General features: G+C 43.4%; 20 protein-coding genes. 7 read left to right on the forward strand and 13 right to left on the reverse strand.

What is annotated here, in order from left to right; all coding sequences use genetic code 11:
* Positions 1 to 476 precede the first annotated feature (476 nt).
* The 5 genes from ELZ11_RS14565 (at position 477) to gnd (ending at position 6,829) form a co-directional block, all read left to right on the forward strand.
* A complete protein-coding gene (locus tag ELZ11_RS14565; RefSeq protein ID WP_137358150.1) occupies positions 477 to 2,132 on the forward strand; it encodes an ATP-binding protein in 1,656 nt (551 codons plus the stop codon).
* Complete coding sequence (locus ELZ11_RS14570; protein ID WP_137358151.1) at positions 2,129 to 2,818, forward strand: response regulator; 690 nt, start codon at positions 2,129 to 2,131, stop codon at positions 2,816 to 2,818. Before ELZ11_RS14565 ends, ELZ11_RS14570 begins: the two co-directional genes overlap by 4 nt.
* A 317-nt stretch (positions 2,819 to 3,135) precedes the next feature.
* Complete coding sequence (gene zwf, locus ELZ11_RS14575) at positions 3,136 to 4,638, forward strand: glucose-6-phosphate dehydrogenase (protein WP_167494703.1); 1,503 nt, start codon at positions 3,136 to 3,138, stop codon at positions 4,636 to 4,638.
* Positions 4,635 to 5,351: a 6-phosphogluconolactonase gene (gene pgl, locus ELZ11_RS14580; RefSeq protein WP_137358260.1), complete on the forward strand. Its 717-nt coding sequence runs from the start codon at positions 4,635 to 4,637 to the stop codon at positions 5,349 to 5,351. The genes zwf and pgl overlap by 4 nt, the downstream gene beginning before the upstream one ends.
* A gap of 29 nt (positions 5,352 to 5,380) precedes the next feature.
* Complete coding sequence (gene gnd, locus ELZ11_RS14585) at positions 5,381 to 6,829, forward strand: decarboxylating NADP(+)-dependent phosphogluconate dehydrogenase (RefSeq protein WP_137358153.1); 1,449 nt, start codon at positions 5,381 to 5,383, stop codon at positions 6,827 to 6,829.
* Between the two features lie 91 nt (positions 6,830 to 6,920).
* Here the strand turns inward: gnd and ELZ11_RS14590 are convergent, their stop codons facing one another.
* Positions 6,921 to 7,112, reverse strand: a complete 192-nt coding sequence (locus ELZ11_RS14590; RefSeq protein ID WP_137358154.1) for a hypothetical protein — start codon at positions 7,110 to 7,112, stop codon at positions 6,921 to 6,923.
* Between the two features lie 252 nt (positions 7,113 to 7,364).
* Complete coding sequence (locus ELZ11_RS14595) at positions 7,365 to 7,559, reverse strand: hypothetical protein (protein WP_137358155.1); 195 nt, start codon at positions 7,557 to 7,559, stop codon at positions 7,365 to 7,367.
* 170 nt (positions 7,560 to 7,729) lie between these two features.
* On the opposite strand from ELZ11_RS14595, the gene ELZ11_RS14600 reads away from it, so the two are divergent.
* Positions 7,730 to 8,617, forward strand: coding sequence for a helix-turn-helix domain-containing protein (locus ELZ11_RS14600; protein ID WP_244291663.1), 888 nt, complete (start codon positions 7,730 to 7,732; stop codon positions 8,615 to 8,617).
* 113 nt (positions 8,618 to 8,730) lie between these two features.
* Here ELZ11_RS14600 and ELZ11_RS14605 read toward each other — a convergent pair whose 3' ends face one another.
* The 10 genes from ELZ11_RS14605 to ELZ11_RS14650 all read right to left on the reverse strand — a co-directional run bounded on the left by ELZ11_RS14605 (position 8,731) and on the right by ELZ11_RS14650 (position 22,637).
* Positions 8,731 to 9,171 carry a YtoQ family protein gene (locus ELZ11_RS14605; RefSeq protein ID WP_137358156.1) on the reverse strand — a complete coding sequence of 147 codons (441 nt, stop codon included), beginning with the start codon at positions 9,169 to 9,171 and terminating at the stop codon, positions 8,731 to 8,733.
* A gap of 94 nt (positions 9,172 to 9,265) precedes the next feature.
* Positions 9,266 to 10,417, reverse strand: a complete 1,152-nt coding sequence (locus tag ELZ11_RS14610) for an HD-GYP domain-containing protein (RefSeq protein ID WP_137358157.1) — start codon at positions 10,415 to 10,417, stop codon at positions 9,266 to 9,268.
* Between the two features lie 234 nt (positions 10,418 to 10,651).
* Positions 10,652 to 12,391 carry a methyl-accepting chemotaxis protein gene (locus ELZ11_RS14615; RefSeq protein WP_137358158.1) on the reverse strand — a complete coding sequence of 580 codons (1,740 nt, stop codon included), beginning with the start codon at positions 12,389 to 12,391 and terminating at the stop codon, positions 10,652 to 10,654.
* 255 nt (positions 12,392 to 12,646) lie between these two features.
* Positions 12,647 to 13,399, reverse strand: coding sequence for a substrate-binding periplasmic protein (locus ELZ11_RS14620; RefSeq protein ID WP_137358159.1), 753 nt, complete (start codon positions 13,397 to 13,399; stop codon positions 12,647 to 12,649).
* Positions 13,400 to 13,468: 69 nt separating this feature from the next.
* Positions 13,469 to 14,239 carry a sulfite exporter TauE/SafE family protein gene (locus tag ELZ11_RS14625; RefSeq protein ID WP_244291664.1) on the reverse strand — a complete coding sequence of 257 codons (771 nt, stop codon included), beginning with the start codon at positions 14,237 to 14,239 and terminating at the stop codon, positions 13,469 to 13,471.
* Positions 14,240 to 14,456: 217 nt separating this feature from the next.
* Entirely contained in the window at positions 14,457 to 15,977 is a 1,521-nt protein-coding gene (locus ELZ11_RS14630) for a tripartite tricarboxylate transporter permease (protein ID WP_137358160.1), read from the reverse strand.
* A 10-nt stretch (positions 15,978 to 15,987) separates the two neighbouring features.
* Positions 15,988 to 16,488, reverse strand: a complete 501-nt coding sequence (locus ELZ11_RS14635) for a tripartite tricarboxylate transporter TctB family protein (RefSeq protein ID WP_137358161.1) — start codon at positions 16,486 to 16,488, stop codon at positions 15,988 to 15,990.
* A gap of 201 nt (positions 16,489 to 16,689) precedes the next feature.
* Complete coding sequence (locus ELZ11_RS14640; RefSeq protein ID WP_137358162.1) at positions 16,690 to 17,661, reverse strand: tripartite tricarboxylate transporter substrate binding protein; 972 nt, start codon at positions 17,659 to 17,661, stop codon at positions 16,690 to 16,692.
* Between the two features lie 272 nt (positions 17,662 to 17,933).
* Entirely contained in the window at positions 17,934 to 21,578 is a 3,645-nt protein-coding gene (locus ELZ11_RS14645) for a response regulator (protein ID WP_137358163.1), read from the reverse strand.
* A gap of 15 nt (positions 21,579 to 21,593) precedes the next feature.
* On the reverse strand, positions 21,594 to 22,637 hold the full coding sequence (locus ELZ11_RS14650) for a response regulator (protein ID WP_137358164.1): 1,044 nt from the start codon (positions 22,635 to 22,637) through the stop codon (positions 21,594 to 21,596).
* Positions 22,638 to 22,914: 277 nt separating this feature from the next.
* On the opposite strand from ELZ11_RS14650, the gene ELZ11_RS14655 reads away from it, so the two are divergent.
* On the forward strand, positions 22,915 to 24,144 hold the full coding sequence (locus ELZ11_RS14655) for a hypothetical protein (protein WP_137358165.1): 1,230 nt from the start codon (positions 22,915 to 22,917) through the stop codon (positions 24,142 to 24,144).
* 32 nt (positions 24,145 to 24,176) lie between these two features.
* Here the strand turns inward: ELZ11_RS14655 and ELZ11_RS14660 are convergent, their stop codons facing one another.
* Positions 24,177 to 24,845, reverse strand: coding sequence for a protein kinase domain-containing protein (locus ELZ11_RS14660; protein ID WP_137358166.1), 669 nt, complete (start codon positions 24,843 to 24,845; stop codon positions 24,177 to 24,179).
* Between the last annotated feature and the right edge of the window lie 37 nt (positions 24,846 to 24,882).

Below are 24,882 nucleotides of genomic sequence, written 5' to 3' on the forward strand. Positions count from 1 at the left end.
AGATGGATTGTTATGTGGCTATTAGAGTTATGGAGTAACAGGCTTTAGATGCCTGCTCAGTTTATATAGAGCCTATTTTTATGCCTGACGTTGTTAGATAGCATTCGTAAGTTTTTCAAAGCAGTCTTGAAGCGAGGGTAGAGCTTTGTTGCCGTTAGCCTCGCTAACCACTGAAACACTAATTTCAAAGACTGAATTTAGTATAAAGTGAAATCAAAAAATTGGCCTAAATTTAACCTAAAAACGGAGTGATCTAGGTCAATAAATAGACAAATTATTATGCTTCAATACTCATAAACTCTAAAAGTCTAGTTGTCAGATCTTCCTGTTGTCTGCTACTCATTTGCTCACTTACCGCGCTAATTACATATCACTCAGTTATATTTCAATATAGGGTTCACAAATATCTAACGGGTTTAAGGTACGCCTGTTAACTAAGTGTTAATTTAAACGCGTTGATTCTAAGGGATATTTTTATGAGATGGCGCAATATCAGTTTTCGTAAGCGATTACTGATCATTATGACAGTGACCGGATTGGTCGAGTTGTTGATTCTGTCAGCTGCTGGTTTTGCGTATATAAAAGATTCTCAAGAAAAAGAAATGGGCTTGAAGGCACTTGGCGTTGCCGAGTTTTTAGCGTCTTCACCTGCTGTAATTAACATTATTGAAGGTAATGATACCGAAAATATACAAGTACGCTTTCGCAACTTAACCGAACTTATCGGCGCTGCCTTTATTGTGATCGGTGATGAAAACGGTATCCGTATCGTTCACCCGATTGATAAGCGCATTGGTAAACCGATGCGAGGTGGAGATAACCAAAAAGCCTTGGTTTATGGTGAGTCCTATGTGTCTGTGGCGCAGGGCTCACTGGGTATTTCTGTTCGAGGAAAAACCGCAGTTAAAAATGCTCAAGGTGAAATCATTGGCGTAGTTTCCGTTGGCTATCTACTGGAGCGCTTGCAAGATCGCATTGAACCTTATTTGGCGTTCTTGATTTTGATGGCATTGCTGGTGGTTGGCGTTAATGCGGTGATTTCCAATTATGCCTCGCGCCGATTTCAAAAAGCGATTTTGGGTTTTGAACCTGAAGAAATTGGCCGTTTGTACGTTGAGCTAGACGTCACCATGAGTACCATTAAAGAAGGGATACTCAGTATAGACTCGAACGGGTTACTTCGTTCAATCAATAAAAGTGCTTGCCAAATATTAGCCATAGACCGAGACAAAGCACTGAATAATCGCTTGGTGGATGTACTGCCTGGGAGTGATTTGGAAGAGCTACTGAGTAGTGGTGAATCCGATCATGATATTGAATTGTTCCTAAATAATAAGCGTTTAATTGCTAACCGAAGCCCGATCGTGGTCAATGGTGAAGTGGTTGGAGCGGTGTCGAGTTTTAGATTACGTGATGAGATCAATGATCTTACCGAGCAATTGTCTCAAACTCGTGAGTATGCAGACTTACTACGTTCTCAGACTCATGAGCACAGAAATAAGCTCAATACGATCAGTGGCTTGGTTCAAATGGGTGAATTGGAATCAGTACAACAGCTGATTGGACAAGAAACCGCGCACTATCAAGTACTGATTGAGTTCTTACGTGAAACCGTAAAAGATCCGTTGATTGCAGGCATGCTGTTGGGGAAAACAGAGCGCGCTCGTGAAATTGGACTGGAACTGAAAGTCGAAGAAGGCTCACGTTTAGAACCTTTGCCAGAGTGGCTAAACTCTGATGATGTAGTGACCATTTTAGGCAACCTTATTGATAATGCATTTGACGCGATTATGTCTTCGATTAAACAGGAAGGCCATATCGCTCAATCACGTCGTATTATTGAGGTTTCGGTGAGTGATTACGGGAACGAGATCATTCTGGAAGTTGACGATAAAGGCTGTGGTTTACCACAAAACTTGGCTATTGAGTCCCTGACGGAAAAAGGGGTGTCGAGCAAAGCTAAAGCTAACCGAGGAGTCGGGCTTTATCTGATTAAACAGCTTGCCGATCGCTACCATGGCCAATTAGAAATGGTTGGTAATAAGGACTATGGAACAAGAATGACGGTATACCTACCGAAGGAAGAGCTTGTATTAAAGGGAAAAGATGTGTTGAAGGATAAATCAGAATGAGCACGCTAACCCGAGTTATGATAATCGAAGATGATATTGCAATCGCAGAGCTTCATCATCGCTACTTAACTCAAATGGGCGGGTTTGAAGTAATAGGAATAGCCACGACGCAGAGCGAGGCTGAAATGCAATTAGATGTCCTCAAACCAGACTTGGTGCTGCTTGATGTCTATTTGCCGGATGGCTCCGGGCTGGATATTTTGACCAAAGTTCGTGGAAGCAATCAAGGTTGCGATGTGATTCTTATCACTGCCGCGCGAGATGTGGATACGCTACAGCAAGCCATGCGTGGCGGGGTAGTTGACTACCTGTTAAAGCCGGTGATGTTCCCTCGTTTAGAAACGGCACTGAAAAAGTATCAGTCACAACGAGAAGAAATCGATAATGTTTCGGATCTAGACCAGGGCTTGGTCGACAAAATGCTGCAAGCATCGAGCAACTCAGACACGCCAGCCTCAAATCGACTGCCTAAAGGGATTGATGGCGTAACCTTAGATAAGATTCGAGCCTTGTTTCAAGGTGATTTACGGATCACCGCTGATGAAGCGGGTGAGAAAATTGGCGCCAGTCGAACAACCGCGAGGCGCTATCTTGAGTACCTCATTACCGCTGGTGAATTAGAAGCGGATCTGAATTACGGCACGGTCGGTCGACCTGAACGCTGTTACGCTAAGCTGACCAGATAGTATACTTATTAGTGAGCAGCGAGTTCTGCTCACCTCCTTTCATAATCACTTCACTTTTTCTCTTAAAATATTCCCTTTTTAGTGAATAAATTAGTCAATATTTAATCGATTGCCTTCACAGTGGTTGATGTCAATCAAATTGTCATAGACAATACGCACCCGTATCGAAAGTGATATTGATCACTTTCATTTACCAAACACATTTCTAGAGTTATAGGGGTTAACTATTAATGTAATAGTTAAGACCTATTATCTATTTTTGTATCTCGCTGATACCGTTGGCGGATACTAAAGACCTTGTTTTTATAGGAAAGATGATGGTAATACCTGAAAACAGCAGCATCGTAATCTTCGGTGCATCGGGAGATTTAACCTACCGTAAGCTGATCCCTGCTTTATATCACCTATACGCGAACAATCAGATGCCAAAATCCTTCGCGATTTTGGGTGTGAGTCGTACTGATTACAGTGACGAGTCTTACCGCGAAAAATTAAAGCAATCACTTCAGGATATGGAAAAAACTGAACCTGAGATTCTGAATGCTTTTATTGACCACCTGCATTACCAGGCAATCAATACGTCTGATGTCGATGATTACGCTCGTTTAGCTACTCGTTTGGATAAAATTGAAAAAGATTATCAATTTGAAAACCACAACACGTTATTCTATCTAGCAACACCGCCGAGCCTATATGGCGTTATCCCGGCAAACCTTGCTGCCCATGGATTGAATGATGAATCAAACGGTTGGCGTCGCCTTATCATCGAAAAGCCGTTCGGCTACGATTTAGCTTCAGCTCAGCAGTTAGATGAAGAAATCCATCATCACTTCCAAGAACACCAAATCTACCGTATCGACCATTACCTAGGTAAAGAAACTGTACAAAACCTTCTTGTGCTTCGTTTCTCTAACGCGATGTTTGAACCACTGTGGAACCGTAACTTTATTGATTACGTTGAAATCACAGGTGCTGAATTCCTAGGCGTTGAAGAACGCGGCGGCTACTACGACGGTTCTGGCGCAGTGCGAGATATGTTCCAAAACCACTTGCTACAAGTATTGGCAATGGTTGGTATGGAGCCGCCTGCACAAATCAATGCGGATTCAATCCGTGATGAAGTGGTTAAAGTACTTCAATGTCTGAAGCCTCTTGAAGAAGATGACCTACGTAAAGACCTAGTGTTAGGTCAGTACACGGCGTCTGATGTTCGCGGTCAACATCTTTTAGGTTACCGTGAAGAGAACGGTGTAGCTGATGACTCTCGTACTGAAACTTACATTGGCTTAAAAGCGCACATCAATAACTGGCGTTGGAATGGCGTGCCGTTCTACGTACGTACTGGTAAGCGTTTGCCGACTCGCGTAACAGAAATTGTGATTCACTTTAAGAACACGCCTCATCCTGTTTTCGGCCAAGACGCGCCAGAAAATAAACTGATCATCCGTATCCAACCGGATGAAGGTATTCAGATGAGCTTTGGCCTTAAAGAGCCAGGTGCAGGCTTCAAAGCAAAAGAAGTGAAAATGAACTTCTCTTACTCTGACTTGCCAGAAACTCAAATGCTAACCGCTTATGAGCGTCTTCTTCTTGATGCACTAAACGGTGACGCAACTCTGTTTGCACGTACTGATGCAGTAGAAGCATGTTGGAAGTACGTCCAACCAATTTTAGATTTCAAACAAGATCCTCAAGCGCTGTTTGGTTATGCTTGTGGTACTTGGGGCCCACAAGAAGCGGACGAACTGCTTCAACGTGATGGCCGCGCATGGCGTTTCCCATGCAAAAACTTAACAGACACGGATTACTGCGAATTATGATCAACCACAAGATCTTTGAGACACCAGAGTTAGTTGTTGAAAACCTTGCTAACGAAATGAAAGCGTACAGTGAGCAGGGCAAACCCGTTCATATTTCATTGTCTGGTGGCAGCACGCCAAAAATGCTTTTCAAGCTACTAGCTCAGGCACCATATGCAGAAGGCATTCAATGGAACAACCTTCACTTTTGGTGGGGTGATGAGCGTTGTGTTGCACCGGATGATGCAGAAAGCAACTATGGTGAAGCAAACGCACTTCTTTTCAGCCAGGTAAACTTACCAGCAGAAAACATTCACCGTATTCGTGGTGAAGATGAGCCGAAAGCAGAAGCGGAGCGTTTCGCTAAAGAGATGGCTGACGTAATCCCATCTGAAAATGGCACGCCTGTTTTCGATTGGATCTTGCTTGGTGTTGGCGCTGATGGCCACACGGCTTCTCTATTCCCAGGTGCAACGAACTACCAAGATGAGAACCTATCAGTATTAGCTTCTCACCCTGAGTCAGGTCAGATCCGCGTTTCTAAAACAGCAAAAGTTTTAGAGGCAGCAAAACGAATCAGCTACCTAGTGCTAGGCGCGGGTAAAGTTGAAATCGTTAAAGAAATTCACACTACTCCTGCTTCAGAGTTGCCTTACCCGGCAGCGAAGATCCAGTCTAAAACTGGTGAAACAGAGTGGTTCCTAGATTCAAATGCAGCAAGTGCTATCGCATAAGTGCGAATAGCCGCAAGGAGATATAAATAATGAAAGGTGATATCGGTGTAATTGGCCTAGCAGTAATGGGTCAAAACCTTATCCTAAACATGAACGACAACGGCTTCAAAGTTGTTGCTCACAACCGTACTGCTGCAAAAGTAGACGAGTTCCTAGAAGGCCCAGCTAAAGGTACTAACATTGTTGGTGCTTACTCTCTAGAAGAGCTAGTTGAGAAGCTAGAAGCGCCACGTAAAGTGATGCTTATGGTTCGTGCTGGTGACGTTGTAGATACGTTCATCGACAACCTAATCCCACTTCTAGACGAAGGCGACATTATCATTGATGGTGGTAACACTAACTACCCAGATACTAACCGTCGTGTGGTACATTGCCGTGAAAAAGGCATCCACTTCATCGGTACTGGTGTATCTGGTGGTGAAGAAGGTGCTCGTTTCGGTCCTTCAATCATGCCAGGTGGCGCTCCAGAAGCTTGGGAAGCGGTTAAGCCAATATTCCAAGGTATCTCTGCAAAAACTGACGCTGGCGAACCTTGTTGTGACTGGGTTGGTAACGACGGTGCGGGTCACTTCGTTAAGATGGTACACAACGGCATCGAATACGGTGACATGCAGCTTATCACTGAAGCTTACCAGTTCATGAAAGATGGTCTTGGTATGTCTGCAGATGAGATGCAAGCAGTATTCGCTGATTGGAACAAGACAGAGCTAGACAGCTACCTTGTTGAAATCACTGCTGACATCCTTGGCTACAAAGATGAAGACGGTGAAGCGCTAGTTGAGAAAATCCTAGACACTGCAGGCCAAAAAGGTACTGGTAAGTGGACGGGTATCAACGCACTAGACCTAGGCATTCCTCTAACGCTTATCTCTGAGTCTGTATTCTCTCGTTGCTTGTCTGCACTTAAAGACCAACGTGTTGAAGCGGAAGCGTTGTTTGAGAAGACAATCACGCCAGTTGAAGGTGACAAGCAAGAGTGGGTTGACGCACTACGTCAAGCTCTACTAGCTTCTAAGATCATCTCTTACGCTCAAGGTTTCATGCTAATGCGTGAAGCGTCAAACGAAAACGGTTGGGATCTAAACTACGGTAACGTTGCTCTAATGTGGCGTGGCGGTTGTATCATCCGTTCTGCTTTCCTAGGCAACATCCGTGATGCATATGAAGCGAACCCTGAAATCGCATTCTTAGGTTCTGATGATTACTTCAAAAACATCCTACAAAGCAGCCTAGTAGCATGGCGTAAAGTAGCAGCGAAATCTCTAGAGTCTGGTATCCCAATGCCATGTACGATTTCTGCGCTATCTTTCCTAGACGGTTACACAACTGCTCGTCTACCAGCTAACCTGCTTCAAGCTCAGCGTGACTACTTCGGTGCTCATACTTATGAGCGTACTGACCGTCCACGTGGTGAATTCTTCCACACAAACTGGACTGGTACAGGCGGCGATACGGCTTCGACAACTTACGACGTATAATCGTTCGTTCGATTCAGTATTAAATATTAAAAAGGATGCCAATTGGCATCCTTTTTTTGTACCTGTGGTTAGTTCATCGAAATAGGGTAGTTTAGGCGTCTTTTTCTTTTGCGTTATTTTTCACTATGTCCATCACGTAGACTACAGCACTAACGATGAGAAACAGTACCGATACAGAAAAGAGCGCTGGCATGCTGAGTACCCACGCAAAGGTAGCGGCAAGAAAAGCGACAAAGCAGATGAGCCGACTTGATGACATAACATGACCTAATTTGGTGTTCATATTGCCCCCTAAACGGTGTCTTCCTTCAACGTTTTTAGTATCTCATTACGGGTTAAAAATTAACCTAAATTGATATCAAAAAAACTGATTCGGTGATCTTCATTACTCTTCTTTCGTGATTTAACGATAGTTTTAAAAGTTAATGTTTAAGCGATTCTTGAAGCGGAGAATTAGGGTTTTAACTAAGAAGTTTGAGGTTCTAGCGACTCTGTTGACTAGACAGAGCCACTAGATAGGGGAAGTGGTGGTGCCTTACTTTTTGATATCAGCGTTGGGTAAGTGTAAAAGGCTTGCTTGATAGTCGGACTCAAACTCTTGTTGGCATTGGTAGCCTAACGTTTTCCATAACCCAGCATAGTTAACGCCGTAGCCTTGGGTCATTAAAGCAACCCAATCGATTCGATTTCGGATAATAAGTTGTTTGATTGGTTTCGTTAGTGTTTTCATGACTTAACCCTCTTTGGCGACAGGGGTAGATTAAGTTTACTAGCCGGAGTTTTTAATACTGATTCGTCGACTTTTAGTACTTTCCCATCATTTTGTAGGACTTGTGCATATTTATAGTACTATCCTGTCAATTAATAATGCTTTTCAAGTTAGACACAGAACTTAGGGGAATGATGATTACGGCAACACTCGAAAAAGTTCCTCAGCGACTAGGCTCATCTTGGCGCTATTTAAAGGAATTGAATTGCACTGTTGAAGCGGATTGGCATTACCATCATGAATTTGAATTGGTGCTTCATCGTCATTACAGCGGCAAAGGATATATTGGCCACTATGAAGGTCCAGTCGAGCACAACACCCTTTGGTTAATTGCGCCAAATACCCCTCATGCTTTTGAAGTGGAAAAAGTTGCAGAAGGGGAGCAAGCCCAGCGTCATAGTATCTGGTTCAAAAAGGACTGGATTGCCAACATGATGTTTACCTGCATTGAGCTAAGGAAACTAGAAGAGCTTCTTAAAAAGGCTGAAAAAGGCGTTGCGTTCTCCTCTGAAACCGGAGAACAGCTTTTTACACTGATAAAACATATGTTTGGCGGCCAGTTCCAACATCAATCGTCGATTTTACACTTAGCGGATCTACTTAAGGCGTTTTCATTGGTGGCGATGGATAAAAACAGCCATACACTACAATCTTATGCTCGTCATAGTGGGGATGTGAATAATCGGGTTGAGGTGGAGAAGATCGATAAGCTGACTCATTATATTGAGTCCAATTATCACCTGCCGCTGACCTTAGCTGAACTGGCTCAAGAAATGTGCATCAGTGAAAGTTCGATCCACCGATTATTTGAGTTACATTTTAGTGAGAGTTTTAGCCAATACCTTAAAAAACTGAGGCTGAATCATGCGTCAGATTTACTGACCAATACAAGTTTACCCATCAATATAGTGGCAGAGAAAGTAGGCTACCGGAATCAGGCTAACTTCAATCGTCTGTTCAAAGATTATAAGCGTCAAACTCCGAGCCAGTATCGGAAGAAATTCAGTCGATTTAGTTAGCTTTAGGCAGTATGGAAATAAAAAACGCACCTTAAATACGCCGTAATGTGGGTATTGAAAGGTGCGCCTGAAAGGCTTCGCTATAAGACGTACTGACTTATTCGCGATGTCGCCTATTTATTGACAACGTAGCTTAGCAGCTCAACCACCTGCTGCGGTGTTTCTGCCCAAGCCATTGCTGCAGCATCGACTTCTTTAAGCGGGTGAATCAGGGTTTCATCGTGTAGAGAGATGAAAGGTTTATCCATAGCTGATAGAACACCGGCATCGAACGCAGCATTCCATTGGCGGTACTTCTCTCCGAAGCGTACCACCCCGATATCACACTGTTTAATCAGAGTTTTAGTGCGAATGGCATTCACTTTTGAAGATTGGTGATCTCGCCAAAAACTCTCACTGTTTTCACGCAATAAGTCACCAGCAGCATCACTTGATTCATGGTCGGTGTTAGCCGAGTAAAATTCAATATTCAAACCAAGGCGTTTAGAACCTTGAATAATTTGGTCGCGCCAATCTGTGTGAATCTCACCACTTAAATAAACTTTCCAGAGCATTGTGTATCCTTACTTATGATTGTTTTTACTATTGTATACAATCTTGATGTTAAAAGTCACTTTTAGTTTTAGTGCTGGAAAACTATCTTAATAGCTAGCACGCCATTGAGTTTGGTTTATCTTCCGCATCAAGGTATTGGCTACGAATATCTAAGAACATCGGTAAATTATCTTGTAATGCTTTCACGCAATCAGGGTCAAACAAAAGCCCTGAGTTTTCTTCCACGTAGTTCATTACTTTCGATGTAGGCCAAGCTTGCTTATAAGCCCGCTGGCTCAATAGGGCATCAAACACATCCGCTAGGGTAACAATCCGGGCTTCCAAAGGGATATTTTCATAACTGAGGGAGTCGGGTAGCCCTTTACCGTCGAAGCGCTCATGGTGATGGCGAATAATGTTTTTAATGAATTGGATTTCTTCTTCTGAAATGGCGTTGGAATCGGAGATAGAGACCACGTCGTTAATCATTTCTTCACCGTAGATGGTATGCATGTTCATGATATTGCGCTCACTCGGCGTGAACCGCTTGGTACTGAACAATACATCATCAGGAATTCGGTACTTACCAATGTCATGAAAAGGGGCGTATAAACGGATGCGATGGACAAATTGGTGAGTGATTTCTGATTTCTGTGCCGACAGCAGGCGTGCGAGCAGCTCGCTATATTTTCCCATTCTTACTAAGTGTTCAGCGGTCTCGGGATCTCTTGCGTGGCCCATGTTTAACGCCACGTTAAGCGAACTTTGAAAATGACGTTGGCTAGTGTGCTGTTGAATAAACAAGTTTGAGATAGTTTGCGTGAAGAATGCCATATCTCGTTGTACTTCCTGAGAGTGGAAAAATGCTGTTTGGGATGCGTTGAGAAACACAAATCCTAAATTCACGTCTTTGTATGAGATTGGGGATGTATAACTGCTTTTGTGGCCACGCTGTAATAAACGTTTAAGACGTTGAGTTGGGGTGATTAAGGCCAGATCATCAATCACGCGAACGCTTTGAGTGACAGAAATTCTAGCAAGTGCCGAGTGGCTTTGAAGCTCTTGCTCACTGTAGTCATAAACGGAGCAATCACTAAGCAGATCTGAAACGTAATAGTTGGACGCTTTGTTGTCGCCAACTAGGGCAACAGAAAAACGCGAGAGGCTAGGGTAAGTGGAGCGAGCGAGACTAAATAAATCGTCAAGAATAGAGGCGATACCTTTGTCTTGAGCCGCTAACGTATTGAGCTTGAGATAGTCAAACATGTTAGGTGCCAACCTTTATTGTTATATATGTATTTGTTTTAAATTGAATAAATGGTGTTCTCACAATTAAGAAAATAACCCTACCAATGATGTTGCTAAATTGTAACTCGAAAGTGTTATAAATTTTAATGTCATCACTAAATTTATGGATTTGTCGGTATTTATTACTTTTGAACGGATCAAAAACGCCATCTCAATCGATGGCGTTTTGTGTATAGAGAGGTAGGGCTCGCGCTACTGAACTTTAAATCGGCCAACTACGTCAGAGAGAGTGCTTGATGTTGCTCTAAGCTCATCACTTACTGATGTTGTTTCGGAAGCGTTGATGTTCAATTGTTGAATCATGTCTTGAATAGCAGACATATTCCGACTTACTTCACCTGTAACTTGGCTTTGCTGCTCTGCAGCGGTGGCCATCAACGTATTAAGGTCATTGATTTCTACCACTGAATCGGTAACAACATTTAAAGATGACATGACTTGGTTCGTCTTGTCAGCCGTTTCTTCGCAACTAGTTTGTGTCGTCGACATTTCCGCAACGACATTGTCTGTTGTGTGTCTCAGCTTAGATAACATCTCGTTAATTTGAGAGGTGCTTTGCTGCGTGCGTGCCGCAAGCGCGCGAACTTCGTCTGCCACAACAGCAAATCCTCGGCCTTGTTCCCCCGCACGAGCGGCTTCAATAGCAGCGTTCAGAGCAAGCAAGTTGGTTTGTTCTGCGATGTCACCAATGACTTGAAGAACACTACTAATTTGCTTGGTGTCTTCGTTCATCGTGCTAATTGTGCCTGACATTGAAGCGACTTGGTTCATTAGTTCAGAAACACTCGCTACAGCATTCGTAACGGTTTCTTTCGAGTCGCCGGCATTGATGCTGGTGACTTCGGTCAGTTTGGCTGCATCTGTTGAGCTCTGTGCGATGGAACCAGCCGTCGCACTCATTTCTTCAATAGCGGTAATCGCTTGTTCAGTCTCTACTGTATGGCTATTAAGTGTTGAGGCGTTGGATTTAGATTGCTGCGCGAGTTGAGTGATAGCCGCATCGATTTGCGCTGCAGAATCAAGAACTTCAACAAACATAGCTTGCAGTTTTTCGATGAATAAATTGATTGAAGTGGAGATTTCGCCAATTTCATCTTTAGAGCTAACGTCAAGCCTTTGAGTCAAGTCTCCGTTGCCTTGAGATAGATCGGCTACAACCGCTTTCAATCTTAATAGTGGCTTGAATGCAACATTTAACATGATGACACTCAGAGCGATGAAGATTAGGCCGCTGATGAGCAGAGCTAGGGTGATCATGTTATTTAGGCTGTCGGTATTACGCTCAATAAGAGAGGTATCGATGTAGCCATTCAACTGCCATGTGTGCCCAGAAAACTCGATGGTATGGTAAACCGGAATGACCTGTTCACTCTGCTTGTTGGAGAATATGGTGATGCCGTTGTCTGCAATTAGCTCAGCGTAGCTGCCTTCGATTGAATATTGGCTAATGGTGTCAGCGAATTCTTGTAAATCGACAACGAAAAAGTCTACGGAGTCATCAATTCGTTTGATCGAGATGGTTAGCGTCGGTTTTTGATTTACCAAACTTACAGGGCTTACCACAGTGCCATCTGTATGATTCTCGGCGAGGTCAATGAAAGCCTGTGAAGCCTCTTCTTCCATATTGCCCGAGTCATCGAATGCGTAACCATTAACTATTTTAATAATTTGGTAAAAACCAGAGCGCTCTTTGGTTTCAGTGATGTCCATCATACTGAAGTTCAGGCTTTCAGCGAGGGATACTTTACTTTGCAGTTCACCCGCGAGTTTTTGTTGCATCAGGTTAATGTTATGAGAAATGTTTTTGGTATCAGATTGGTAGATATAGCCGCTGATAAAATGATTAACGCTGAAGTAAGAAACAAGAATGGTAATTGATATTATCGAAACGATAAGAGCAATGATCTTATTTTTAAAAGAGAGGTTTTTCATGACACTTTACATCCTTAAAAGTGAACAAATTCAAAAATAACCAAGTTTTTGACGAAGTGTGTTTGTTCCTGCGTGAGAAAATACAGGGAATAAATGTGAGCGTAATAGTATGCCAGTCTTAATGAATTGATAAGAAAAATATAAATTATTGATGCAATTAAAGTGTTTTTGTTTGATGTCTGTACCAACTAGAGAATAAGGACATCATGTTGAATAAAGAGAAGAGCATTGAAATAGAAATCACCATGTCATGCGCTACTTCTTATACTCACCGTTGACGGATTCTCGGCGATACTTCTCAATTCGGCCATCGGCTTTAAGCTTACTCAGTCCGCGGTTAAAAGCCTCTATCAGTTCACGAGATCGTTTAGACTTACGAGAAATCATTAATGCGTAATCACGATTGTTGAGCTTTCTCGGATCGGCTTCTATCTCTCTTCCTAGATTAAGCCTATCAATAATGTCTAAACCGACGTCAGTGTCTTCTAGAACTATATCGATCCGATCTGAGGTTAATTTGTAGTAATTACCTGTGTCATTGGGGATTCGATCGATGTTGAGTATTCCTAGCTCCTCAAGTTCTTCCAAACCGTATACATAACCAATGACACCGCCTATGGTGTACTTTCTTAGATCTTCGGGCTTTTCCCACTCCAATGTTTCGCCTTGGCGGTGAAATAGGGACGTGGTGAGTGTGAGTACTGGGTCAGAAAAGTAAAAATGCTTTTCTCTTACTTCACTATGAGCCCAAATAAAGGTGCCATCGATTTCGCCCAACTTGGCTTTTTCTACGCCTCTCATCCACGGCAAGAATTCAAATTCGACGCTATACCCTTCTTCAGCAAAGGCTTCAGTTATAACTCGAGAGACAAACCCTGAATGATGGAGGTACTGTGATTGATACGGCGCCCATTCACCATTCGCTAGAATAACTTTCTCGGCATGAACAAGGGGAGAAAGTACAAATAGGGCGGATAAGATGAATAACCTAAGTCGTAAGCTGATCATAAACATTCACTCAGTACGAGAGCCGTACTAGTAGAATAGCCTAGGACTTAAGTTTGTTCGCGTGTGGTCTTAAAGATAAGTCGAATAAAAGAAGTAACAAGTGATGAGTACACTGGCAATAGTTACTGTGGTACGTATTGCTCGCTGAGAGATACCGCGCGATATTTTTGCCGAATAATAGCCCCCAACCAAAGTACCAAGAAGAACGGCTATACCAAGGTTCCAATTGATGGTGCCGTCCATTACGAATAATGCGATAGCCGTAATCGAAGCGCATGCCGAAACCAATAGCTTAATGCCGTTCATCACCGTGATATTGGTGTACCCCGCCAATGCAAGATAGCTTAGTGTGACTATGCCTAGCCCTGCGTTGAAGTAACCACCATAAATACACACCAATATAAGAAGTAATCCGAGGAAGAGCGCGCCAGCCGCACTCGCATGTTTATGCTTGGCCGTGGTCGCTTTAAGGAGTTTATTGAGGCTCTCGCCAAAGATAAAAAGTAATGTTGCGAAGAGCAGTAGCCAAGGGATAGATTGGGTAAATAGAGCTTCCGGTGTATGTAATAGTAAATAGGCTCCTAAACCACCGCCAATCACACTTAAGCCAACGGTTAGTTTGAGTTGCTTAGTGCCTGTCAGGATTTCTTTTCGTAGTGCGTAGGCCCCACTTAGGTAGCCAGCGCTGGATGCGAATGTGTTGGTGGCATTAGCAGCAACGGGTGGAACGCCCGCAAATAGCAAAGCGGGGAAGGTAATAAAACTTCCACCTCCGGCTATCGAATTTAATACGCCGCCAATCACGCCTGAAGCAAACAAAACGAACCAATCGAAAAGCATTACCATATCCATATGACAAATTAGATTGTATACAATACTCGATTGTCCGAATAAATATTACCGCTAAGTTCGGTTGGTAATCACAAGTTTTTAAATCAACGTTTAAGAAGCAAGCTGAGCGTAGAGGTGAAAGGTTTATAGACATGAAAAAGGAGCGTAAACGCTCCTTTTGGTGATATCAAACTTATGGACGATATATCCAAAATTCGGGGGGATATTAAGCCTCTACAGGTTTTGCTCTGAACTTTTTGAACATTTTCACGAAGATTGGGCTACCTAGTACTAGTACCGCCAGTACAGTGAATGACATTGTGATTGGACGTTCCCAAAGGAAGCTTAGCTCGCCATCGCTGATCATTAATGCTCTTCGTAAATTCTCTTCCATTAAACCACCTAGAATAAAGCCAAGCAGTAACGGAGCGAGAGGGAAGTTGGCGAGTCTCAATGCTATTGCACCCATTGCCACAAGAAGCATGATAAATACATCCATCGTGTTGAACGAAACTAAGTACACACCAGTAATCGAGAAGAACAGAATCATTGGAAGAAGAACCGTTCTTGGTACTGCCAATAGCTTCGAGATATACGGAATTAAAGGTAAGTTTAGGATCACCAGTACAATGTTACCGAAGTACATAGAGATGATAACTGACCAGAAAACATCTGGGTGCTCAACGAATAGGCGAGGGCCTGGTTGAATACCGTAGGCAATAAGTGCGCCTAGCATGATCGCTGTTGTACCGGAACCAGGAATACCCAGGGTTAGTAGTGGTACGAACGAGCCACTAGAAGCTGCATTATTCGCTGATTCTGGAGCAACTAGACCACGGATGCTGCCTTTACCAAACTCTTTCTGCTTGTCTTTTGGTGCTAGACTACGTTCCATACCGTAGCTTAAAAATGCCGCAATCGTTGCACCTGCACCAGGTAGGACACCAGTGAAAAAGCCAAGAATCGATGAACGAATTGAAACTGGTGCCACTTCTTTGATCTCTTCTTTGGTGACTTTCATGCTACCAATGTCAGACATTTTTTTGCTTTCTTCTGCACTAGTGTCTTTTTCAGGTTTAAGCACACCCATTAAAGTCTCACCAAGTGCGAATGTTGCCATTGCTAATAGTAAGAAACTGAAACCATCCATAAGGTCGGTTAGGCCGAAAGTGAAACGTTCAACGCCAACACCTTTGTCGATACCTACTGTCGAAAGCATCAAACCTAGAATAGTCATCATCCACGCCTTCACAACTTGGCCTGGGCCTGCAAACGCCGCAACTGCTGATAAACCAAGTAGCATTAGCGCGAAGTAATCAGAAGACTGAAAGCTGAGTGATACGCTGGCTAGAGCAGGAGCTGCGATAAGCAGCATGATTGCCGAAAGTGTACCACCAGTGAACGAAGAGTAAGCCGCTAGTGCTAGTGCTTTACCTGCTTGGCCTTTTTGTGCCATTGGGTAGCCATCAAAAGCGGTTACTACTGTAGATGAACAACCTGGAGCATTGATTAGAATCGATGACGTTGAGCCGCCAAATACCGCACCGTAATACACACCCGCCATTAGGATCAGACCTGAAGATGGGTCTAGGCCGTAAGTAATTGGAATCATCAAAGCAATTGCTGAAATAGGGCCTAGGCCTGGTAGCATGCCGATGAATGTACCCACAAAACAGCCAACGATTACCATCATGATATTCATTGGCATGACTGCGGTGGAAAGTCCTTGTAAAATTCCGTCTAACATAATGTTATCCCTACCAAAGTGTGAAAATTAGACCAGGCTCTAGGTAGATATCTAGACCTTGGGTTAACAGAAGGTAAAACGCGATAACGAATGGGAATGACGCTCCAAACAGTACCGGTTTACGACGCTCACCTAGTAGGTAAAAACCTGCAAGCAAGAAAAATCCAGTTGCTAATACAAAGCCAAGGTAAGTAAGACCTAGGCCATACAAAGCCATAAGCACTAGAAAGCTAATCAGTAGCTTCCAGTCGAAATCTGATGCTGAACTGCATTGTTTTTTGTCTTCTTGTCCAGTAACCAGAAGCAGTAGCGACAAGCCAATACCCGCAAAGGTCAATAGGGTTGGCAATGTGCGAGCCGTGAAGGGTTCGTATTCGTCGCCAGGGAATAGGGGAATGAGTGTGGTTTGGTAGCCATAACAAAGGCACACGAGTAAGAAAATCATTGCGCCGATTCGGTCACGAGACAGCAGATATTCTTTACTTAATAGTTTGGTTGGCAAGTCCGACATATCCAACTCCATTTGCGTGGTAAAGGGGAATAAAAAAAGCCGTACATAAGCGAGTTAATGAAGAAGATTCGGGATCATTAACGGAAAGTAAGAAGCTTGCTGCTAGTCAAACAACTTACGAATAAACAAAGGAGTTTTGGGGTTAAACTCATGTACGGCAAAACAGAATAGGGCCGTTGCCAGCCCTAGGTCATCAGGGTCTTACTTTAGGAAACCTAGCTCGCGCATTAGGTCACCCATTTGTTGCTCTTGGTCTTCTAGGAATGCGTAGAAGTCTTTGTCACCTTTGTAGTTGTCGATCCAACCATTGCGGTCACGAACAACTTGCCATTCATCAGTGGTGTACATTTTGTTAAGTGCTTGGTTCCATTCGTCGATTTTCGCTTGGCTAGTACCAGGAGCTGCGAAGAAACCACGCCAGTTAGCAAATACTGTTTCATTGCCGTATTCAGTTAGCGTAGGGATGTTTGGTGCTGCGTCTAGACGTTTAGGTGCAGTTACCGCAAGAACCTTAACTTGACCAGACTTAGACATTTCTAGCACTTCACCAAGGCCTGTTGATAGAAGTTGAGTCTCACCAGAAAGTAGGGCAGCCATTGCCTTACCGCCAGCATCGTAAGCGATGTAACGAACTTTCTTAGCGTCGAAGCCTTCGCCTTTAAACGCTGCTGCAACAACTAGGTGATCCATGCTGCCACGAGCAGATCCACCAGCGATTTTTACTTTACGAGGGTTAGATTCGAATTCTTTTACTACGTCTTCCCAAGTGTCGTACTTAGAGTCTGCTGAAGTAACAATTGCACCGTAGTCAGCGATAGTAGCCGCTACTGGCGTTAGGTCACGGAAAGATTGAGGGAACACACCAGTTAGTGAGCGAACAACGATAGGCGTAGAGTTCACCATTAGTGTGTCTTCTTGGCGCTTCGCTGTTTCAATAAGGTGAGCAATAGCTTTACCGCCGCCACCACCAGAAAGGTTTTGGAAAGATACGTTATCTACGATGTCAGATTTAACCAGTACATCACCAGTACCGCGAGCAGTCATATCCCAACCACCACCAGCACCGCCAGGGATTAGGAAATGGATTTTCTCAACATCGGCAGCAAAAGAGCTGAATGAAAATGTAGCTGCGATGATAGAAGCGGCTAGTGTTGGTTTTAGTGCCTTAAACATGATTCACGTTCCTTATGTGAGCGTATCAGTTCATTGCCTGATACTTATCTTGTATGTGGTCTACTTAACCAGTCATCGATGAGATGTTTCGTTGAGTAGATGGTTATAAAGTTAACGTGATGTTACAAGTTTGTCTTTAATGTGGTGATATTGAGAATAAAGAACATTTAGTGAGTTTTGTTCATAAAGTTCACGGGAGGTTTGGCGGCGACAATGCAAAGAAAAAGGAGCACTAGGCTCCTTTTAATTAGTTGATATTTATAGCTTAAACGTTATGAATATAGAGTGGAGCCTTGCATTATTTCTAATGCTCCATCGAAGTCGAACTCCTCAAGCGCGTTCTCCAAATGTTTAAAGTCGGGGTGAGACAACCCTAGAGTTGCCCCATCTTCAATCTCTAAAATGATAGAAAGTGCGTCTGTATCGTCGTTTTTAATCGCTTCTAGCAGTTTCAGATATAAATCGGAGTTGGCAGTCGCCTGAGAACTATCATCGCTTTCTATATCTTGCTTTGCAGAGAGTGATGTTTGCATTGCGCTCGCAATACGTGAGGTTAAATCTAAGGTGTTATCCTTCACCGTGTTCTGCAGTTCTTTGTTGTCTTCATTAGATTCTAACTCTTCGCAAAGCTTGTGCAGGTCGCTCGCCCCTAAGTTACCGGCGACACCTTTAAGGGTATGTAGATAACGTTTATGCTCTGTTCCATTCAGCCCTTCGTGTAACGCTTCTCTCTCTGAATAAGCATCGACGAAACGGTTCACGAGTTTTCGATAAAGTGTGTGGTTGTCGTTAGCTCTAAGTAATCCGAGTTTGATGTTTAAGCCGTCTATGCCGTCCAGATCATCGTTAAGTGTTGAGGGCTCTGTCTCTGGTGTATCTTCATCAAGGTTAACCACTAAAGTGGCTGGGTTAGCAGGAGAGACCCAGTTGGCAAGTGTCGCAAACATCGAACCGACATCAATTGGTTTAGCGATAATGTCGCTCATGCCACAAGCAAGCGCTTTCTCTTTGTCTCTTTCCATAACGTTGGCAGTCATGGCGATAATCGGCACATCTGTGTCTTTTATTTGCTGACGAATATACTCAGTTGCTTCATAACCATCCATCACCGGCATTTGGCAATCCATTAGAATACCATCGTACGCTTGTCCATCTTTAACCGCTTGTTGATACATATCTATCGCTTGCTGACCGTTTTCTGCGATGGTGACTTTGATCTGTTGTCCTTCGAGTAGTTCGGTCGCAAGTTCTTGGTTAATTTCATTATCTTCAACAAGGAGTATGTTGGCTCCCGCCAATTGTTGAACGTTCGCGAGTTGGGTTTGCTGTTCGAGTTCGCTTCGAGATACTCGACCATCTTCCAATCCATAAAGAGAAATAATGGAGTCAAACAGATGAGAAGAGGTGATAGGTTTATCCAAAATGCTCGGGATGTTTAACCCACGCTTAGTCAGAGCTTCTCCAAGTTCTTCGCGTCCATAAGCCGTTAGCATCATTAACTTAGGTTGTTTCTTAAACATACCTTCAGTGTTCAAAGCTTCGACTAAATCGACCCCGTCTTTCCTTGGCATCTTCCAGTCCGAAATAATCAGGTCGAATTGATCGTTCTGATCTTCAGCTTGATGTAGCTCGGCTAGTGCTTCATCGACCGAGGCTGTCAGCGTCGGGGTAAAATGTAATGATTCCAGTAAGTCACCAACGATTAGACGGGCACTGGCGTTATCATCCACAACCAACACTTTCAGCCTGTCTAGTGATGTCGGTACTACGACACGTGTTTGTGTCAAAGACTGGCTAACTTTAGTCGCGATAGAGAAAGAGAAAGTCGAGCCTTTGCCTAATTCCGTCGTGACTTTAATGTCTCCGCCCATTAATTGAGAAAGTTCTTTACTGATTGCTAGGCCCAGTCCAGTACCACCGTATTTACGTGTGGTAGAGGAGTCGGCTTGAGTAAACTTATTGAACAGCTTAGCCGCTTGCTCTTGCGTCATGCCTATACCGCTGTCCGATACCGCGAACTTCAGCTTAATATCGTCGCCATTTCTTTCATCCACTGATATTGAGATTTTTACTTCTCCTTTTTCAGTGAACTTAACCGCGTTATTACTTAGGTTAATTAGTATTTGGCCTAAACGTAAAGGGTCACCAATTAAGTTAGTAGGGACGTCACGGTCGACTTGAATTAGTAGCTCTAAGCCACGTTCAGAGGCACGCAAGCCAACCAAGTTAGTGATGTTGTCGAGAACATTCTCTAAGTGGAAATCGACGTTTTCGATGTCCAGTTTTCCAGCTTCGATTTTCGAAAAGTCGAGGATATCGTTGATGAGCCCAAGCAGTGAATCCGAAGACAGTTTTACTTTATGGATGTAGTTACGCTGTGCCTTGGTGAGATCGGTTTTTAACGCCAAGTAACTCATGCCTATGATGGCGTTCATTGGAGTTCGTATTTCATGGCTCATGTTGGCTAAGAAGTCTGACTTGGCGTGGTTCGCTGCATCTGCTTCATCACGAGCAAGCGCTAAGCTCTTGGCAAATTGTTCTAGTGCTGAATGTGATTTGTTAGCGAGAATGCCCATCAGCATTACGATGAAGAAGAAGATCACCCCACCAATTGCTAAGTGATAAGAGACACTAGAAGAATCTTTAACATTGTCACTTTCTGCTAGGTACACACTTGAAACCAACTTATGCAGGGTTTTGAAGTTTGTATTCATTTGCCCGAGGATTTTATGGCTATCGGATTGAGCTTCGGCAAGTGTTGTGAATTCAGACTCGTATAATTGGACATGGTTGTCGAAAGCGGTAATTTTCATTTCAGGCGCATACAAGGCTAAAAGTTCACGAGCTGAGATGGATATCGCCTGCATGTTGTTAATCAGGCCAAATACTTTTTCCGCGATAAGTAGTTGCTCAGAGTGGTCAGCCAACGAGAAATCACGGTTAAGTTGTTTAGACTGGCTGAGTAAAGTTTGTATTGTCAGCAGATTTTCACCGACTTCAAGCTGCGAGGACAAATGTGATTGCGCTTTAGCGACTTGATCATTGATTTGGTTTAACAGTTTTTGCTGTTGTTCAATCAGCTCGCCGGTTGCACGAGAAAGTTCTAGTCCACTACGTGAAACTTGCTTAATGATCGATTGTTTGAGCGTTGCTGCTGCGCTAGATAAGCCTTGGAGTTGTACTAAATTCGTGAGGTAGCGGTTTTTTGCTTGTTTAACGATTTGCAGTCTTTGTATGCCTTCTTCGTCTTTGATTTCCTTTTCCAAATTCGAGATCAATGAAGTGATTTTATTTAATTCAAGTTTGACCAGTGCAAAGCCTTTCGCCGTTTGATTCAAAAGGTACTCTTTTTCCAAGTTTTGGACATTAGCGCTAAGTGTTGAAAGCCAGTTGGCCTTCATTGCACGGTCACCTTGAGATTCAGACTCAGCCCTAAGGTCGCTCACTTGCTGGCTAACCTGGGTGATGGTGGCTTTGTGTGAAGATTGCATTTCACCTAACACAGCCGTCGCCGCTAAAGAGCGCTCATTCATGCGCTCTCGTGTTTGAACACTTAACCCGATAAGTTCGACGTAATGGTCGAACTCTTCCAAGTAATCAATCAGCAGTGAATTGGCTGCTGGATCGTTACTCTGTTTCGAAAAATCTTCTGAAAGAGAGAGAGTTTCCTCGGCTTCGCTTAATACCATTTCGGCCGCAGCACGAGTCGTATCGTTGCTGAAAGTCAGTTCGTAAACTCGAAGTTTATCGAGAGACGTCAGGAGTTGAGTACTTAACGCGTAGTCTTCAATGCCCTGAAAGCGGGTGTTTAGGTTGAACCATCCAGCTGCCGCCACGGAGAAGAGAACCAGCGTTGAAATAACGAAAGCAGATAGTATTTTTTTTGAATCAGAGGCAAAACGGGAAACAGTATTCATAGCGTACCTAAGAGCTTAGTGTTCGAGTTCGTCAGTGAAAGAGTCTTTGATAGAAAGCATTTCATCGAGTTGTTCAATAAAGATGGGCACTAATTCTGGATCAAAATGCTTTCCAGCTTCTTCTTGAATCAGATTAATGGCTTTCTCTATCGGCCATGCTGGTTTATAGGGGCGTTCGCTGGTTAAAGCGTCAAAGACATCGGCAATTGCTACAATACGAGCGCTTAGAGGAATGTCCGCTCCACTCAGTTTGTGAGGGTAGCCACTTCCGTCCCATTTCTCGTGGTGATAGAGCGCAATTTCTTGAGCCATTTGTAAAAGCTCTGATTCATTGTCGCCAATAATGTCACCGCCAATCGTGACGTGAGTTTGCATGATTGCCCATTCGTCCGCGTCTAACTTTCCAGGTTTTCCTAGTATGCTGTCGGGGATCCCTATTTTTCCTATGTCATGCATTGGTGCTGCTTGGAAAAGTAATTCAGTCCATCGCTCGCTAACGTCCAATTGCTTAGCGAGTATTTTCGAGTAGTAACTCATTCTTACTACGTGCATACCAGTTTCGTTATCTTTGTACTCTGCAGCACGTCCAAGTTTACGGATGATCTCTAAGCGGCTTAATTCTAGAGCTTCTGTACGCTGTTTTACTTTGGAAGATAACGCAAGGTTTTGGTCATAAAGCGATATATGAGTGGCGACTCGGGCTTTTACAATTGGAGGGCTGACTGGTTTAGTAATGTAATCTACCGCGCCAAGTGCAAATCCTTTTTGTTCATCGACGACGTCGGTTTTTGCAGTAACGAATATAACCGGAATGTCGGCGGTAACCGGGTTATCTTTTAAACGCTGGCATACTTCGTAGCCATCCATTTCAGGCATCATGATATCGAGAAGGATAAGGTGAGGCTTTGGTGAGGTAGAAGCGATCTTGAGGGCCTTTTCACCGGAAGTGGCTGCCTTGATCTTAAAATCATCGTTAAGAATGCCGGAAAGTGTATGAATATTGTCGGGGATGTCGTCAACAACCAGAATAATGGGCTTAGTTACAGTCTTGTGATCCATTTTTTGTCCCTAAAAAACTTAATCAGAGTATTCGGCTACTTGTTAAATAAGCGTAGTGTAAATTGATTGAATTGCATGATATCTCTTTGATTCATGGCGAAAGTTTGAACCAAAGAGCGAAAAAAACAATGCATACATTTTGCTGATGATTTTATATGTTAATCTTTAATTGATAAATGGTTAAGTAAAAGGTGCATTAACTAATACACTTATAACTACTCTTTAATATCTCGTTGAGGTTTTTGCGAGGCTGCCTGAAATAATTGGGAGATGCTATATGCCAAACGCAGGGTTAACTGTAATACAAAAAGATATGCTGGCATTGTTTGCCAATACTGACTTAGTCGGCGTCAGCAAAGTTGATAAGGTCAAAATTGCTGTAGAAGGTGCGCTGCAAGTTAATAGCTTGGCGGATACAATCTCTGAAGCGACAACAGGGAACAAGGCTGCAATATCAGCGTTCGTTGATAAAATTACCGAGCAAGTAAAAGAAAAATTCATGGAATACGCGAAAGGTATCACCACAGTTTTAATGGATGACATTAAAGCTAAGATACTCAGCATGATTCCAAGCTTAGTGAAGCGGATTTTTGCTGACTTAGCTCCGGCCATTGATGACATCAAAGAAGCCGCAAGCCGTGTTTATTCTGCGCTGGGCAAAGTGGTGAATAACCACAAAACTCGCCATTTAAGCTCAATGGCTTCAACCAAAATCGGTACCGATGTCATTGATAAAATCCGTGGTGAAATCAGAGCGGTAGCGGTAGAAGATTCATTGATCGCATTAGCTCATGGTGGCGTCATTGCGATAAACCTAGCGAGTTCAGGTATTGGCGCAACAGTTACTGGTATCGTTAAAGCGGTACTTTCTGTTTTCAACTTCTTCCGCGGCCTTTACGATAAATGGGTAATGGAAAGAAAATTCAAAAAGTTTAAAGAAGAATGCGTGCTTTTAAATCAAAAGAAACATGTGATTGGTGCAAATTTCTTCCGTGACTGGTTCAAAATGAAAATGGAAGAGATTCCAGTGATCGCTTCTTATATGGTGTGTATGCCTTGCTATAGCTCTCCATATAATTTCTTGAGTATTGCTGATGTTACTCCGCCGCCTCCTAGTATGAAAACGCGTTTGACGCGCAAGATTAAAGCTAAGTTAGGCCGTCCTGTGAGTACAGATCCGGCGTTGGTTAAACTCTCTTTCCAGAAGTCGACCTTGAAAGCTTATGCAGTGCTTCAAGAAGAAGCTCGTAGCTTTATTACTAATAGCGAGATAGCGCTAGAGAGTAATAAGCCGGGTGCCAAACAAGCGTTAAATGCTGCTAGAGGGGAAACCAACTTTATCCCTGGAACTGATGAAAAGGCATTTAAGAAAGCAGTCAGAAAGCAGCAAGTGAAAGACTTCTTCTCTGGTAAAACTTTGAAAGAAAGCGTTAAAGAGAGCCTAACGCCTACAGCGTTGGCGACCACTGTTGCTGGTGGTTTAGAATCACTACTGATACCGGAATAGCAGACGCTATTTAATGTAAAGCGGGTGAACTATCATCCGCTTTTTTGTATGCGATTCATAATTACCGAGTAGTGACTCGGTAACTGAAGGGGAGTTGGTGATGAGCTGTGGCCACTTTTGGCGGTTTGAACACTTTCTCTATGGGCAGTTATGCATTTATCTAGGGTGACACCTAGGCTAAACCAATCATCAATGGGGCTTGCAAGCCCTTTAGATTCGGAAATGTTCGGGCTGGCGAATGAAGGGCTGTAGCTAGCGAAACGAACACCACTAAGATTCTCGCCAATTTTGCGAATGGACCCGAAGTCGATGACTCTCGGTTCATTGCTGTTTGTTATTAAAATATTCGACGGTTTAATATCGGCGTGGATATAGCCAGTGTGATGCACGGCGCAAAGTGCTCGCTCGATAGACTTTACCCAACTGAATTGAAAATTTTGAATGCTCATAGCTGCTGACAAGGGAGCGCCTTCGATCTTCTTTACGACTAGGTAGTCGATTCCCTTATAAGTTAAGTAATCACAAAACTCAGGCCAATAGCCATTGGTGTAGGAATTGAGGAAGTCGGCTTCTTGCTTTAAACAAGTTCGGTGTTTGAGCTCGGCGGCGAGTTTGATAACCACCATTCCCCAATGAGAGTGCAGAGCGGTGAAGCTGCGATGCGAGAGTGGAGTGATGTTTAATAATCCCCACTTTTCCAAGACATTCAGCCCCCGATCTAGAGTAGGGAACTGAGTG

Origin of the sequence: Vibrio profundi (assembly GCF_005281835.1) — a bacterium.
Taxonomy (GTDB): domain Bacteria; phylum Pseudomonadota; class Gammaproteobacteria; order Enterobacterales; family Vibrionaceae; genus Vibrio; species Vibrio profundi.